Origin of the sequence: Streptomyces atriruber, from assembly GCF_001418325.1 — a bacterium.
GTDB classification, from domain to species: domain Bacteria; phylum Actinomycetota; class Actinomycetes; order Streptomycetales; family Streptomycetaceae; genus Streptomyces; species Streptomyces atriruber.
In genome coordinates, this window is the sequence record NZ_LIPN01000447.1 from 1 (window position 1) to 15,083 (window position 15,083).

Annotated in this window: 14 protein-coding genes; 6 read left to right on the plus strand and 8 right to left on the minus strand. The window is 70.9% G+C overall.

The features are described from left to right. The 6 genes from AOK03_RS35385 to AOK03_RS35410 all read right to left on the minus strand — a co-directional run. Positions 1 to 920: alpha-amylase family glycosyl hydrolase (locus tag AOK03_RS35385; RefSeq protein ID WP_244177872.1), on the minus strand; the 920-nt coding region annotated here is incomplete at its 3' end. A gap of 100 nt (positions 921 to 1,020) precedes the next feature. Further along, positions 1,021 to 2,085, minus strand: coding sequence for a LacI family DNA-binding transcriptional regulator (locus tag AOK03_RS35390; RefSeq protein ID WP_208609658.1), 1,065 nt, complete (start codon positions 2,083 to 2,085; stop codon positions 1,021 to 1,023). Then, a complete protein-coding gene (locus AOK03_RS35395; RefSeq protein WP_055569491.1) occupies positions 2,073 to 3,722 on the minus strand; it encodes a glycoside hydrolase family 13 protein in 1,650 nt (549 codons plus the stop codon). Before AOK03_RS35395 ends, AOK03_RS35390 begins: the two co-directional genes overlap by 13 nt. Positions 3,723 to 3,828: 106 nt before the next feature. Next, complete coding sequence (locus tag AOK03_RS35400; RefSeq protein ID WP_107098195.1) at positions 3,829 to 4,713, minus strand: sugar ABC transporter permease; 885 nt, start codon at positions 4,711 to 4,713, stop codon at positions 3,829 to 3,831. Beyond that, positions 4,707 to 5,585, minus strand: coding sequence for a carbohydrate ABC transporter permease (locus AOK03_RS35405; RefSeq protein ID WP_055569493.1), 879 nt, complete (start codon positions 5,583 to 5,585; stop codon positions 4,707 to 4,709). The genes AOK03_RS35400 and AOK03_RS35405 overlap by 7 nt, the downstream gene beginning before the upstream one ends. A gap of 97 nt (positions 5,586 to 5,682) precedes the next feature. Beyond that, positions 5,683 to 6,954, minus strand: a complete 1,272-nt coding sequence (locus AOK03_RS35410) for an extracellular solute-binding protein (protein ID WP_055569494.1) — start codon at positions 6,952 to 6,954, stop codon at positions 5,683 to 5,685. Between the two features lie 356 nt (positions 6,955 to 7,310). Between AOK03_RS35410 and AOK03_RS35415 the strand changes: the two genes are divergently transcribed. Then, on the plus strand, positions 7,311 to 8,330 hold the full coding sequence (locus tag AOK03_RS35415) for a LacI family DNA-binding transcriptional regulator (protein WP_055569495.1): 1,020 nt from the start codon (positions 7,311 to 7,313) through the stop codon (positions 8,328 to 8,330). A 37-nt stretch (positions 8,331 to 8,367) separates the two neighbouring features. Here AOK03_RS35415 and rfbB read toward each other — a convergent pair whose 3' ends face one another. Together rfbB and AOK03_RS35425 are read right to left on the minus strand one after the other, a co-directional pair. Next, the gene (rfbB, locus tag AOK03_RS35420; RefSeq protein ID WP_055569496.1) at positions 8,368 to 9,369 is read right to left on the minus strand and encodes a dTDP-glucose 4,6-dehydratase; all 1,002 of its coding nucleotides are present in this window, start codon (positions 9,367 to 9,369) and stop codon (positions 8,368 to 8,370) included. Continuing rightward, positions 9,366 to 10,433, minus strand: a complete 1,068-nt coding sequence (locus AOK03_RS35425) for a glucose-1-phosphate thymidylyltransferase (protein ID WP_055569497.1) — start codon at positions 10,431 to 10,433, stop codon at positions 9,366 to 9,368. The genes rfbB and AOK03_RS35425 overlap by 4 nt, the downstream gene beginning before the upstream one ends. A gap of 317 nt (positions 10,434 to 10,750) precedes the next feature. On the opposite strand from AOK03_RS35425, the gene AOK03_RS35430 reads away from it, so the two are divergent. The 5 genes from AOK03_RS35430 to AOK03_RS35450 form a co-directional block, all read left to right on the plus strand. Further along, entirely contained in the window at positions 10,751 to 12,055 is a 1,305-nt protein-coding gene (locus AOK03_RS35430) for an aspartate aminotransferase family protein (protein WP_055569498.1), read from the plus strand. Continuing rightward, the gene (locus AOK03_RS35435; protein ID WP_055569499.1) at positions 12,052 to 13,083 is read left to right on the plus strand and encodes an ABC transporter ATP-binding protein; all 1,032 of its coding nucleotides are present in this window, start codon (positions 12,052 to 12,054) and stop codon (positions 13,081 to 13,083) included. The genes AOK03_RS35430 and AOK03_RS35435 overlap by 4 nt, the downstream gene beginning before the upstream one ends. A 20-nt stretch (positions 13,084 to 13,103) precedes the next feature. Next, a complete protein-coding gene (locus AOK03_RS35440) occupies positions 13,104 to 13,916 on the plus strand; it encodes an ABC transporter permease (RefSeq protein ID WP_055569502.1) in 813 nt (270 codons plus the stop codon). Beyond that, positions 13,913 to 14,725, plus strand: a complete 813-nt coding sequence (locus AOK03_RS35445; protein ID WP_055569500.1) for an ABC transporter permease — start codon at positions 13,913 to 13,915, stop codon at positions 14,723 to 14,725. The genes AOK03_RS35440 and AOK03_RS35445 overlap by 4 nt, the downstream gene beginning before the upstream one ends. 5 nt (positions 14,726 to 14,730) lie before the next feature. After that, positions 14,731 to 15,083: hypothetical protein (locus tag AOK03_RS35450; protein WP_157869165.1), on the plus strand; the 353-nt coding region annotated here is incomplete at its 3' end.

Here is a 15,083-nt window from a genome sequence, read left to right on the forward strand (position 1 = left end):
TGGCGCTCGGTGTCGTGGTTGGCGACGAACACCGAGGTCGTGCCGCCCGGCATATAGCCCCAGCCCTCGCCGAAGTTCTTGAGGTAGGCGAGCTTCTCGTTGTTGAAGACCCGCTTCAGGTCCCAGCCGTAGCGGAACTCCTGGGGGTCGCCGGTGGCGATGTACTCGCTCGGGGAGACGGCCTCCCCGGCCCCGTACAGCGTCTCCTGCTTCCAGTAGACGCCCGGGCTGCTCAGCCGCGACTTGATGTTCTTGAGGTCGTCCACGGGGATGTGCTTGGCCGCGTCGATGCGGAAGCCGTCCACTCCGAGCGAGAGGAGGTCGTTGAGGTACGTGGCGATGCGGCCGCGGACGTAGTCCTCGCCGGTGTCGAGGTCGGCGAGGCCGCCCAGCTCGCAGTGCTGGACGTTCCAGCGGTCCTGGTAGTTGCTGATGGCGGACTTGCAGTCGTCCATGTCGGCGGACGAGTACGTGCCCGGGTAGTCGTACTTCGTGAAGACGGACCCCGCCGAGCCGGTGCCGGAGGCGTTGGTCATGTGGTTGATCACGGCGTCCGTGACGACCTTCACCCCGGCGGAGTGGCAGGTGTCGACCATGTTCTTGAAGGCGGCGCGGTCGCCGAGCCGGCTGCCGATCCGGTAGCTGACCGGCTGGTACGCGGCCCACCAGGCGTCGCCCTGGATGCGCTCCTGCGGCGGCGACACCTGCACGTATCCGTAACCGTCCGGGCCGAGCCGGTCCGTACAGGCCTTGGCGACCGAGGCGAAGTTCCACTCGAAGAGGACGGCGGTGACGTCCTTGCCGCCGGGCGGGGCGGCCTGCGCTCCGGGCGCCCCCGCGACGACGCTGCCCGCGACACCCGCCATCAGGGCGAGCGCGGTCGCGAAGGGTCTGCGGCTCTTCGTGGTCCGGCCGGTCATGGGGTTACCTCCTGTGCGTTGGGGGAACCTTCAGCAAGTGCTTGCAGCAAGTCAGCACAAGTTGTTGCGGGTTGGACCGTATGGCGCCCCCCGCACGGGGTCAACCCTCTGGACACACCCCGGTGGATCCGCGCACGACCAGCTCCGGCTGAAACACGAACTCCGTGCGCTGCACGGGGTTTCCGTCGATTTCCTCGAGGAGGGCACCGACCGCGGCGGTCGCCATCGCCTGCACCGGCTGGCGCACCGTGGTCAGCGGCGGATCGGTGAAGGCGATGAGCTGGGAGTCGTCGAAGCCGACCACGGAGATGTCGTCGGGCACCGCGAGACCGCGCTCCCGCACCGTCCTGACCGCCCCCAGCGCCATCAGGTCGCTGCCGCAGACCATCGCCGTGCACCCCAGGTCGAGCAGGGCACCGGCCGCTGCCTGCCCGCCCTCGACGGTGAACAGGGTCCGCTGCACGAGCCGTTCGGCCTCCCCCCGGTCCAGGCCGAGCATGCTGTGCAGCGCGGCGGTGAACCCCTCCGCCTTGCGGAGGGAGGGGACGTACCGCGTCGGGCCGATGGCCAGCCCGATCCGCTCGTGCCCGAGGTCGACGAGGTGGCGCACCGCCATGCGCACCGCCGAGCGGTCGTCGGGCGAGACGAAGGAGCCCGGGATGTCCTCGTTGAAGCCGTTGACGAGGACGAACGGCACGTTGCGGCGGGCCAGTTCGCGGTAGCGCCCGGTGTCGGCCGTCAGGTCGGCGTGCAGCCCCGAAAGGAAGATGATGCCGCTGACCCCGCGGTCCTCCAGCTGCTCGACCAGCTCGTCCTCGGTGGCGCCACCCGGCATCTGGGTGCAGAGCATCGGGGTGTAGCCGTGCCCGGCGAGGACCTGCTCGATGACCTGCGCGAAGGCCGGGAATATGGGGTTGGTGAGCTCGGGGATGACCAGTCCGACCAGACCGGCGCTGCGCCGCTTGAGGCGGGTGGGGCGCTCGTAGCCGAGGATGTCGAGAGCGGCGAGGACGCGGTGGCGCGTGCCCGCCGCGACGCCCGTCTTGCCGTTGAGCACCCGGCTCGCGGTGGCCTCGCTGACGCCGGCCTGGGCCGCGATGTCCAGGAGCCGCGGGGCGCCCCGCTGGGCGTCCCGCGGCGTGGAGGGCAGCGTCACACCGCCCACCAGACGGTGGTGTCGGCGGGCAGGTGCACGACTCCGTCCGTGACCTCCGCCTCCGCGCTGCCGAGCAGGATCCGGCCGGGAGCCGGGAGCCGCACCGTCCCGGCGGTGGTGTTCACGGTGCACACGATGCCCTCGCGGGCGAAGGCGAGCACGCCTTCGGGCGCGTCCAGCCACTCGACGGTCCCGCCCGCGCCGAGTCCCGGCTCCGCGCGGCGCACGGCGAGCGCGCTGCGGTACAGCTCCAGGGTCGAGCCGGGGTCGCCCGTCTGGGCCTGCACGCTGAGGCCGCCCCAGCTCGCGGGCTGCGGCAGCCAGCTGCCGCCCGCCCCGAAGCCGTACGAGGATCCTTCGGTGGTCCACGGGATGGGCACCCGGCAGCCGTCCCGGAAGCCGTCCTGCCCTTCGGCGCGGATGAACGACGGGTCCTGCCGCACCTCGTCGGGCAGATCGGTGACGTCGGGCAGGCCGAGTTCCTCGCCCTGGTACAGGTACGCGGAGCCGGGCAGCGCCAGCATCAGCAGGGTCGCCGCGCGGGCGCGGCGCAGGCCGAGCTCGCGGTCGCCCGCGGTGCGCAGCTGGGTGCCGAGGCCCGGCGGGTTGGCGAGGCGCGTGGCGTGCCGGGTGACGTCGTGGTTGGAGAGCACCCAGGTGGCGGGGGCACCCACGGGACGCATCGCGGCCAGCGACGCGTCGATGACCTCGCGCAGCTCGGCGGAGTCCCACGAGGTGCCCAGGTACTGGAAGTTGAAGGCCTGGTGCATCTCGTCGGGCCGCACGTAGTGGGCGGAGCGCTCGACGGTGGGCGTCCACGCCTCGGCGACGAGGATGCGCTCGCCCTCGTACTCCTCCAGGACCCGGCGCCAGCTGCGGTAGATCTCGTGCACGCCGTCCTGGTCGAAGAACGGCATGGTGTCGTTGCCGAGGAGCTTGAGCTGGTCGTGGCGGCCGATGTCGGGAAGTCCCGCCTCCTTCACCAGGCCGTGGGCGACGTCGACGCGGAAGCCGTCGACGCCCATGTCGAGCCAGAAGCGCAGGATCGAGCGGAACTCGTCCTGCACGGCGGGGTGTTCCCAGTTGAAGTCGGGCTGCTCGGGCGCGAAGAGGTGCAGGTACCACTCGCCGTCGGGCAGCCGGGTCCAGGCGGGGCCGCCGAAGATGGACTCCCAGTCGTTGGGCGGGAGTTCGCCGTTCGCGCCCTTGCCGGGGCGGAAGTGGTAGCGCTCCCGGAGCGGTGAGCCCGGGCCCTCGCTCAGGGCGCGGCGGAACCAGTCGTGCCGGTCGGAGGAGTGGTTGGGCACCAGGTCCACGATGATGCGCAGGCCGAGCTCGTGGGCTTCGCGGATGACCGCGTCGGCGTCCAGGAGGTTGCCGAACACGGGGTCGATGGCACGGTAGTCGGCGACGTCGTATCCGGCGTCCGCCTGCGGCGACGCGTAGAAGGGGCTGAGCCAGACGGCGTCGACGCCGAGGTCCCTGAGGTACGGCAGCCGGCTGCGGATGCCCTCCAGGTCGCCCATGCCGTCGCCGTTGCCGTCGGCGAAGCTGCGCGGATACACCTGGTAGATCACCGCGTCGCGCCACCAGTCCGTGCGCGTCTCGGTGGTGGGGGCGGCAGGGGCAGCGAGATGCTGGGTCATGTCTTCCCTGGGGATCGAGTGTGGTGGGGGCGGCGCCGGACGGTGTCGGTCCGGCGCCGCCGACGTGGCGGTCGCACCGTGCGGGTGGCGGGTGCGGCGGGTCGCCTCAGGACTTCGTCGCGCCCGCCGTCAGGCCGGAGACCAGGTGGCGCTGGGCGAAGCCGAAGATCACCGCGGCGGGCACCGCCACGATCACCGCGGACGCCGTCAGGGAGCCCCAGTCGCTGGTGTACTGGTTGACGAAGGTCTGCAGGCCGCCGGCGAGCGTGAGGTTCTCCTCGCCGGTCATGAAGGCGGACGCGTAGGCCACCTCGGCCCAGCCGGTGATGAAGCTGTAGAACCCGGTGACGGCCAGGCCCGGCTTGGCGAGCGGCACGATGAGCCGCCAGAAGGTGCCGAACGGATTGAGTCCGTCCACCCGACCGGCCTCGTCGATCTCGACCGGGATGGTGTCGAAGTACCCCTTCATCATCCAGGCGCAGAACGGCACGGCGATCGTCAGATAGGTGACGACGAGGCCGACGGGCTGGTTGAGCAGGCCGAGACCGGCCAGGAGGTTGTACAGCGGCACGATGAGCACCGCGACCGGGAACATCTGGGTGATCAGGAGCAGCCACATCAGCGGCCGCATGCCGGGGAACTTGAAGCGGCTCACCGCGTACCCGGTCGTCGCCGCGATGAAGACGCCGATCACCGTGGTCAGGCCCACCACGATGAGGGAGTTGAGGAGCCAGTTCGGGAACTCGGTGTCGTTCAGGACGTGGTCGTAGTTGCCGAAGGTGAAGTCCTTCACCAGATCGGTGGAGAAGGCCTCGCTCTCCGGCTTGAACGACGTGACCAGGAGCCACAGGGGCGGCAGGACCGCGATGGCGCTGGCGAGCAGCAGGGTCAGGTGCAGGGCGACCGAGGCCAGCGGGCCGCGCTCGTCGCGTCCCCTGGGCTTCCGCTTCTTCGCCGGGGTCGTCTCCTTCGCTTCCACGGTGGTCACCACACCTCTCCTTGCTTGCGGAGCGCGCGGCGGTAGGCCACCGCGATGATCGACAGGAGGGCCAGGATGAGGACGCCCCAGGCCGCGGAGCCCGCGAAGTCGCGTGGGCTGACGACGAAGGAGAGCCGATAGGCGTACGTCACCAAAATCTCGGTGGCGTCTCCGGGGCCGCCCCTGGTGAGCAGGAAGATCACCGGGAACATGTTGAAGGTCCAGATGCCGCTGATCAGGATCACCGTGCTGGCCACGGAGCGCAGCCCCGGCAGGGTGATGTGGCGGAAGCGCTGCCAGGCGCCCGCCCCGTCCATCTCGGCCGCCTCGTACAGCTCGCCCGGGATGGACTGCAGGCCACCGAGCATGGCGACCAGCATGAACGGCACCCCGAGCCAGACGTTGACGGTGATCACCGAGAGCTTCGCCCACGTCGGGTCGTTGAGCCACGGGATCGCGTCGATGCCCCCGCCCGCGAGGATCTTGTTGAGGAGGCCCTTCTTCTCGTTGAAGAGCAGGCGCCAGGTGAAGACGGAGACGAAGGCCGGCACCGCCCACGGCAGGATCAGCGCCATCCGGTAGAAGGTGCGCCCCGCCAGCTTGCGGTTGAGCATCGTGGCGAGCGCGAGACCGAGGACGAAGGACAGCGCGACACAGGAGACGGTCCACACCACGGTCCAGGTGAGGCGGTCCCAGAAGACGCCGTCGGACAGGATCGACCGGTAGTTGTCGAGGCCGACGGACTCGTACGTGGCGGGGATGTCGTTGACGCCGATGTGCCGCTCGACGTTCGCCTCGTTGGCGTTGGTCGTCGACAGGTACATGCCGCGCACCAGCGGATAGCCGACGATCACGCCGATGACGATCACCACGGGGGCGACCATGGCCCACGCGTACCAATGAGTGGCGAACGCCCTGCGCAGCCGCCCTGGGTTCTTGCCTGGCCGGTCTCGACAGCCATGAGCCGGTCGGCCCTCCTTGTTACTTGTAGTCCTTGAGGAGCTTGCGGTAGGCGTCGCCGATGCCCTGAGCGCCCTTCTCGGGCGAGGACTTGCCGCTGAGCACCTTCTCCAGCTGCAGGCGGATCGGCTCGAAGAGCGCGTTGGCCTCGGGGATCCACGGACGCTGCACGGACTTGGCCACGGCGGGCTTGAAGAACTGCACCATCTGGTTGTCCTTGACGGACTTCACGTCGTAGACGGAGGTGCGGGTCGGCAGCAGGCTGAGCTGCTCGGTGGTCTGCTGCTGCACCTTGGCGGAGCTCATGTACTTGATGAACTCGTAGGACGCGTCGAGGTTGCCGGATCCGGCGTACGCGGCGAGGTTCCAGCCGCCCTGCGGGGCGCCCTGGCGCGCGCTGCCCGCCGGGGCCGGGGCGACACCGAGGTTGCCCTTGTCGGCCTTGAACTCCTTGCCCTTCAGGGCGCCCTCGATGGACCACGGCCCGTCGAGCGCCATCGCGACGTCGCCGTCCTTGAAGGCGTTGAGCTGGTTGTTGTAGCCGTCGCTCGCATCGGTGACCGCGGCCTTGGAGTCGACCAGGTCCTTCATCACCGAGAAGGCCTCGGCGCCCTCGGGCTCGTCGACGGTGACCTTCTTGGCCTTGGTGTCCAGGAGGTCGCCGCCCTCTCCGTAGAGGTACGGGAGGTAGTAGTACGGGTCGTCGCCGCGCAGGTAGAGGCCGGTCTTGCCGGACTTGGACCTGATCTTCTTCGCGGCGGACTTCACCTCGTCGAAGGACTTCGGCACCTCGACCCCGGCGGCCTTGAGCATCTTCTTGTTGTAGAAGAGCGCCAGGGTGTCGATGGTCTGCGGCGCGGCGTACGTCTTGCCCTTGAACCTGGTGCTCGCGGCGGCCTGCGGGAGGTAGTCGTCCGCCTTGTCGAGCGCGACGGTGTCGTCGAGCGGGGCGAGGTAGCCGAGCGAGGCGAAGTCCTGGGTCCAGGCGACCTCGGTGCGCATCACGTCAGGGGCGCCGGAGTTGCCGCCCGCGGCGTTCTTGAACTTGGCGTTGGCCTCGCCGAACGGGACGTTCACATAGTTGACCTTGACGCCCGGGTGCAGGTCCTCGAAGCCCTTGGCGATCTTTTCGTACGCGCCCTTCTCGGCGTCGTTCGAGGTGTCCCAGAAGGTGACGGTGCCGGAGAGCTTCCCGCCCTTGCTGCCGCCGCTGCCTCCGTCGTCGCCCCCGCACGCTGCCGCTGTCATGGCCAGGGCCGCGATCAGCCCGGTGGCCGCTATGCCACGCCGCATGTGAACTCCTTCAACTGATCCCGGAATCACGGGGAGACGAAGAGGTGCCTCCTGCTGGCCGCTCTGGACGGCGGCGCCGGGTTGCCAGGAACGTAACAGCGTTGGAATGTTGCCGAAAGACCTTGCGGTAAATTTCTGCAAGGACTGGCGATCGTTATTTCCGCGTGTCCTTACCGTGGCCCGGCTCGCGCTTGACAGTGCTGCGGGGCTCCTCACAGGGGCGCAGGGCGTCACGGCGATGCGCGGGAGCATCGGAAGCGACTGCAAGGCTCTTGCAAGACAGCTCTTTCCGCAAGCTTTCACAAGCTTTCGCAGGCGGTGGGCAATCATCCCGATGACAGGTACAGTCCAGTGCCATGACCGCACGGCTTGTCGACATCGCAGCCCACGCGGGGGTCAGCGAAGCCACCGTGAGCCGCGTCCTCAACGGCAAGCCCGGAGTGGCCGTCGGCACCCGTGAGGCGGTCCTCGCCGCCCTCGACGTGCTCGGGTACGAGCGTCCGGTGCGGCTGCGCCGGCGCAGCGCGGGCCTCATCGGCCTCATCACGCCGGAGCTGGACAACCCGATCTTCCCCGCGTTCGCCCAGGTCATCGCGCAGGCCTTGACCCGTCAGGGCTACACCCCGGTGCTCGCGACGCAGACGCCGGGCGGCTCCACCGAGGACGAGCTCACCGAGATGCTCGTGGACCGCGGTGTCAGCGGCATCATCTTCGTCTCGGGCCTGCACGCCGACACCACCGCCGACATGGAGCGGTACGAGGTGCTGCGCGCCCAGGGCGTCCCCTATGTACTCGTCAACGGCTTCTCGCCGGACGTGGCGGCCCCCTTCGTCTCCACCGACGACCGGGCCGCCGTGCGCCTGGCCGTCACGCACCTGACGTCGCTCGGCCACACCCGCATCGGACTCGCGGTCGGCCCCAAGCGGTTCGTCCCCGTGGTGCGCAAGATCGAGGGCTTCCGGCTCGGGTTGCTGGAACGCCTCGGCCTGGACGACGAGGCATCGGCGGAGCTGGTCCAGCACTCCCTCTACACCCTGGAGGGCGGCCAGGCCGCGGCCACCACCCTCATCAACCGCGGCTGCACCGCCGTCGTGTGCGCCAGCGACATGATGGCGCTCGGCGCCATCCGGGCCGCCCGCGACCTGGGCCTGAGCGTGCCGCGGGACATCTCGGTGGTCGGCTTCGACGACTCGCCGCTCATCGCGTTCACCGATCCGCCGCTGACCACGATCCGCCAGCCCGTCCAGGCCATGGGCCAGGCGGCGGTCCGCGCGCTCCTGGAGGAGATCGGCGGCACGCCCGCGCCGCACGGCGAATTCGTCTTCATGCCGGAGCTGGTGGTGCGGGGCTCCACGGGGTCCGGGCGCAAGGTCTAGGCAGTCGGTCCGCGGAGGCGACTCCCCCCGGGGCGCCTCACGCCGCGACGAGGCGCTGCCACCACGAGCGGTTGTGCCGGTACCAGCGGGCCGTCTCGGCGAGCGCCGTGTCGAAATCGGTGCCCGGCCGGTAGCCCAGCTCGGTGCTGATCTTGGTGTGGTCGACGGCGTACCGGCGGTCGTGCCCCTTGCGGTCCGCGACGTGCGTGATGCGCCCGGCGTCGGCGCCGCACAGGGCGAGCAGCCGCTCGGTCAGCTCCAGGTTGGTCAGGGAGGTGCCGCCCCCGATGTTGTAGATCTCCCCCGCCCGCCCGCGGGCGCGGACCAGTTCGATGCCCCGGATGTGGTCCTCCAGGTGCAGCCAGTCCCGTATCTGCAGCCCGTCGCCGTACACCGGGACGTTCTCCCCGTTCAGGAGGGCGGTCAGGAAGCGCGGGATGAGCTTCTCCGGGTGCTGGTGCGGGCCGAAGTTGTTGGAGCAGCGGGTGACGCGGACGTCCAGGCCGTGGGTGCGGTGCTGGGCCAGGGCGATGAGGTCGGCGGCGGCCTTCGACGCCGCGTACGGGGAGTTGGGCCGCAGCGGGTCCTCCTCGGCGGCCGCGCCCCGCGCGATCGAGCCGTACACCTCGTCGGTGGAGACGTGGACGAAGGTCGCGACGCCGTGCCGGAGCGCGGCGTCCAGCAGGGTCTGGGTGCCGAGGACGTTGGTACGGGTGAAGGCGGAGCCGTCCGTGATCGAGCGGTCGACGTGCGACTCGGCGGCGAAGTGCACCACTTGGCCGTGGTCCGCGGCCAGTTCGCCGACCAGCCGGGCGTCGCAGACATCACCGCGCACGAAGGCGAATCCGGGGTGGGAGCGGACCGCGTCGAGGCGGCCGGGACTGCCCGCGTAGGTGAGCTTGTCGAGGACGGTCACTTCGGTGCCGGGCGGCCCCGCGGGGCCGAGGAGCGAGCGGACGTACGCGGAGCCGATGAATCCGGCGCCGCCGGTGACGAGGATGCGGCGGCCGCGGCGGCCCGGTCGGTCGAAGTGGTTCATGAGGTCAATTGCACCTTGCTGTGGTCGCCGATGACGAGTCGGTGGGCCTGGGGCAGCCGCGGGGCGGGGGCCACGACGGCGCCGCGGCCGATGAGCGAGGACTCGATGCGGGAGGCACCCTCCACGTCGGCGCCGCGCAGCAGGACGGAGTGGGCGATGGCGCTGTCCTCGATCCGGCAGTCCTCGGCGATGGCGGTGTACGGGCCGATGCTGGAGTTGCTGATGACGGTGCCCGCGCCGATCACCGCGGGGCCGACGATGCGGGAGCCGCGCACGACGGCGCCCTCGGCGAGACGGACCCGGCCCAGGACGGTGCTGTCGGGGTCCACCTTGCCGTCGACGCGGCCCTCGATGCCGTCGAGGACCTGGCGGTTGACCTCCAGGAGGTCGTCGACGCTGCCGGTGTCGCGCCAGGGACGGGTGGTGGTCTCGGCGCGCACCCGCAGGCCCCGGTCGAGCATCCACTGCACGGCGTCGGTGATCTCCAGTTCGCCGCGCACGGAAGGGCTGATCGACCGCACCGCTTCGTGGATCTCGCGGCCGAAGGCGTACACGCCGATCAGGGCGAGGTCGCTGCGCGGCCGCTCCGGCTTCTCCTCCAGGCGCACCACGTCGCCGCTGCCGTCGAGTTCGGCGACGCCGAAGGCCGTCGGGTCGGCGACCGGTGTGAGCAGGAGGCGGGCGGCGCCGGGGTGGGCCGCGGCCCGCTCGGCGAAGCCGGTGAGCCCGTCCTGGAGGTAGTTGTCGCCGAGGTAGAGCAGGAAGTCGTCGTCGCCGAGGAAGTCCCGTGCGACGAGCACAGCGTGGGCGAGGCCGAGCGGCCGCTCCTGGTGGAGGTAGCTGACGCGCAGGCCGAAGGCGCTGCCGTCGCCGACGGCCCCGCGGACCTCGCCGCCGCGCCGTCCGACGACGATCCCGGCCTCCCTGATGCCTGCCGCGGCGATGGCTTCGAGGCCGTAGAAGAGCACGGGTTTGTTGGCGATGGGCAGCAGTTGCTTGGCGCCCGTGTCGGTGAAGGGGCGCAGCCTGCTGCCCGTCCCGCCGGCCAGCACCAGGGCCTTCAAGGAAGCCGCCCGCGGGGTGGGGCGGCCTGGGGATGCGTTCTCACGGGTCCCTCCTCGCTTACGAGGCCTCGCGGGCCTCGGACTTGAAGCGGCGGCGCCTCGACGGCGGTGCCGCGGCGGCGGCCTCCCGACGGCGGCGCTTCGACTCAAGCAGAGCCGGACACACGACCGCAAGAGCTCGCTGAAAGTTTCAGCAATCTCTTGCCAATCTTGGGACGGCTTTGTTTGACTCGGTGCGCATCGCCGGTCCCACCGTTCAACTTCGGTGCCGACCCGGGCAGTTCACCGGCACCACGCACATCGACTGGGGGGCAGCAGTGACAGGTCACCGGCAGCGCGCACGGCTCGACCGGGAAGCCCGGCACCTCGCGCCCGGCGCCTCGGAGGAGACCGCCGCCGGAGAGCGCGTGTTCGCCGAGGGGGCGGGCGCACACCTCACCGACCTGGACGGCAACCAGTACCTGGACTTCGCGGCCGGCACGCTCACGCAGTCGCTCGGCCACTGCCATCCGGAAGTCGTCGGGGCGCTCACCGAGCAGGCGGGGCGGCTGTGGAACGTACACGACGCCGCCACGCCCGAGCGGGCCGGACTGCTCGAACTGCTCGCGCGGCTGCTGCCCGACCACCTCGACACCTACGCCCTCTTCTCCACCGGAGCCGAAGCCGTCGAAGCGGCCCTGCGCGTGGTGCAGGCGACCGCCCCCGCCGGGCGCAACCGGATCGGGGCACTGCGCCACGGCTTCCACGGCAAGACGATGGGCGCCCGGATGCTGGTCCACTGGGACATCGGCCACCAGGCCTTCGCCGGGAACAGCGTCCTCGGCTACGCGCCCAACTGCTACCGCTGCCCACTGGAGTTGACCCGCCCCAGCTGCGAGGTGCGGTGCGCCTCGCTCGTGCGCAAGCACATCGCCGAGAAGCCGAACGTCGCCGCACTGGTCTTCGAACCGGTGCAGGGCGCGGCGGGCGTCGTCGTCCCGCCCCCGGGCTACTGGGAGCGGATCGCCGAGGCCTGCCGCGCGAACGGCGTGCTGCTCGTCGCCGACGAGGTGCTGACCGGGGGCGGTCGCACCGGTGCCTTCCTCGCCTGTGACCTCGTCGGCGTGGAACCGGATCTGGTGGTCCTCTCCAAGGGCATGGCGAACGGCTTCCCCTTCGCGGTGCTCGCCGGACGCGCGGAGCTGCTGCGCTCCGCCGAGGCCGCCACGGCCGGTTCGTACGCGTCGACGTACGCGAGCAATCCCCTGGGGATCGCCGCGGCGCACGCGACGCTCACCGTCATCGAACGCGACCGGCTGACCGAACGAGCCCGCAGACTCGGCCAGTTGCTCGGCGACCGGCTCGTGGCCCTCCGGGCACGGTTCGAGCAGCTCGGTGACGTACGGGGGCTGGGACTTCTGTACGGCCTGGAGTTCGTCACCGACCGGGAGAGCCGCACCCCCGCGCCGGAGCTCGCCCGCGCGGTCCACTCCGCGGCGCTCGACCTGGGCCTGCGGACGGCGTTCGGCGGCCACATCATCCGCCTCGCCCCACCGTTCACACTCGACGAGGCGCAACTCCACGAAGGCGTCGCCCTGCTGGAACTGGCCGTCGAGCGAGCCGTCGGGCGGGTGGTGGCGTGATCGTCGCGGAGAACCTCACCAAGGAGTTCCGCATCGCCGAGCGCAGACCCGGCCTGCTCGGCAGCCTCGCCACGCTCTTCACCCGCGAATACCGCACCGTGCGCGCCGTGGACGGGGTGTCCTTCGAGATCCCCGCCGGTTCGAAGACCGCGTACATCGGCGCCAACGGAGCCGGCAAGTCCACCACGATCAAGATGCTCACCGGCATCATGACGCCCACGTCGGGGCGCTGCCTGGTCGCCGGTATCGAGCCCTACCGCAAGCGGCGGGAGAACGCCCGCTCCATCGGTGTCGTCTTCGGCCAGCGCAGCCAACTGTGGTGGGACCTGTCGGTGCCCGACTCGTTCCGCATCCTGCGCCGCGTCTACGACATCCCCGAACCGGTCTACCGCCGCAACCTCGCGCTCTACCGCGAACTCCTCGACATCGACGCCCTCGGCACCACACCGGTGCGTCAGCTGAGCCTGGGCCAGCGGATGCGCGCGGAGATCGCGGCGAGCCTGCTGCACGACCCTGCCGTGGTCTTCTGGGACGAGCCGACCATCGGCCTCGACATGGTCCTCAAGTCGGCGGTGCGCGACCTGGTCAACCGCGCGCACCGCGAACTCGGCACGACCGTCGTGCTCACCAGCCACGACATCGCCGACATCGCCGCGATCTGCGACAGCGCCCTGGTCGTCGACCAGGGCCGGGTCGTCCACCAGGGCTCCATCCAGGACCTGCTGCGCACGGCCGAGGACCGCTCGGTCGTCTTCGACCACCGGGGCGGCCCGGCACCGCGCGAGGCCCTGGTCCTGATCGAGCGGGGCCTGCCCGGGGTGCGGGCGGGATTCGAGGACGGCGGGCGGATCCGCGTCGACTACCCGGCGGGCCGCTTCGCCTCGCGCCAGGTGCTCGCCTTCCTCCTCGACCACTTCGACCTCGTGGACTGCTACGCGCCCGAGCCGGACCTGGAGGAGGTGCTGCGGCAGATCTACGGCCGGGCACCCGCGCCCTCACCCGTCGGCGTCGACGGCGGTCCCTCATGAACGCCCGCGTGAACCCGCGCATGAGCGCGCGAGCGGGGCGTTACATACCCTTCGCCACCGGGGGCCTCCAGTCGCTGCTCCGGTACCGCTCGATGTTCGCCGTCACGGGCGTCACCGCCGCCGCGGGCGCCGCGGTCACCGTCTTCCTGTGGCGGTCGGTGTACGCGGACTCCCCGGGCGGCACGGGCCCCGGCGGCTTCACCCCGGCGGGCATCACCACGTATCTGCTGGTGGCCCAGGTGCTGCAGATCCTGCACGCCAACCGGGTCGACGACGAGGTGGCCGCCGAGGTCTACCGCGGGGACGTCGCGGTGATGCTGGTGCGCCCCGTCAGCTATCCGCTGGTGCGGCTCTTCGCGTGCCTGCCGGTGGTCGCGGCCAACGCCGTCCTCGTCGGTGTGCCGGTGCTGGTGTTCTTCTCGCTCCTGGTGCCGCTGACCGCGCCCCGGCCGGGCGACGCCCTGCTGTTCGCGGTGTCGACGGCGCTGTCGGTGCTGATCGCGTTCTGCGTGAATCTGCTGACCGGCATGACCGGCTTCGTCACCACCAACACGTGGGGCGTGCGGATGGTGAAGCAGAGCGTCGTGGCCTTCTTCGCCGGTCAGCTGGTGCCGATCGCGCTGATGCCGGGGCCGCTGGCCGCGGTCGCGCGGGCGCTGCCCTTCAGCGGGATGGTCGACGGTCCGCTCACGCTGCTCCTGGGGCGGTACGACGGGGTGGGCGGGGCCGTCGCCGTGCTGGCCCAGCAGGTGGGCTGGGTCGTCGGCCTGACCGTGCTGTGCGCGGTGCTGTGGCGGGCCGCGCTCGGGCGTCTGGAGGTGCTCGGCGGATGACGCGCACGCGCCTCGGCACGGCCCTGTGGTACGTCAGGCTCTCCTGGTTCCTGGGCGGCGTCGGCCTGCACCGGCTCGCCGCCTACCGCCTCGACTTCGCGCTCGGCGCCGGGGCCTTCCTGGTGCGGGTCGGCATCCAGACGGCGGTGGTGGGGCTGGTCTTCCGGCAGGTTCCCGCGGTCGGCGGCTGGTCGTACCACGAGGTGCTGTTCCTGCTCGGCTTCTCGCTGCTGCCGCGCGGCCTCGACCACCTCTTCACCGACCAGCTGTGGGAGCTGGGCCGCAAGCTGGTGCAGCGCGGCGAGTTCTACCGCTATCTGATCCGCCCGGTGAACCCGCTCTTCTCGCTGCTGTCCGAACGCTTCTTCCATCCCGACGCGCTCGGCGAACTGGTCGTCGGCGCCGTCCTGGTGACGTACGCGGGCACGTCGCTGAACCTGCACCTGACGGCCGCGCAATGGGCGCTCGCCCCGCTGCTCGTGCTCTGCGGAGCGCTGATCCACACGGCGGTGAAGCTGTTCTTCGCGTCGCTCTCCTTCTGGACGGTGACGAGCCTGCCCGCGATGTACGCGGCGAGCCAGGTCTCGGAGTTCGCGGCCTACCCCCTCGACATCTACCACTCGTCGCTGCGCGCGCTGCTGACCTGGGTGCTGCCGTTCGCCTTCACGTCGTACGTCCCGTGCGTCTATCTGCTCTCCGGCGAGACGGGACTGCTGGGGTGGCTGCCCGCGGTGACGGCCCTGTCGCTGCTGCTGGCTCTCACCGTGTGGCGGCGCGGCATCAACACGTACGAGATGACGGGGAGTTGAGGTTCGTGATCCGCGACGAGGAGCTGGACGCGCTGCTGCGCACGGCGCCGTGGATGTCCGAGGACGGACGCAAAGCCGACCGGTACGCACGCGTCGACCACGCCGAGCTCGGCTCCGCGGCGCTGCTGCTCGTCGTGGCGGCGGTCGGCGGTCCCGCGACGGGCCGGCGGTTCTTCGCGCCGGTCGACCTCCGAGGTGGGCGGGGCGCGCCCAGGGAGGCCCACGCCATCGACGCGTTCCACACGGCCGCGGTGCTCAGGACGCTGGCGGGCGGGACGCTGCGCACGGCGCGGGGCGGCGCGGTGGAGTTCCGGGGCGCGGGCGGCGGGGGTGGCGGCGTGCCGGATATGCGGCGGCT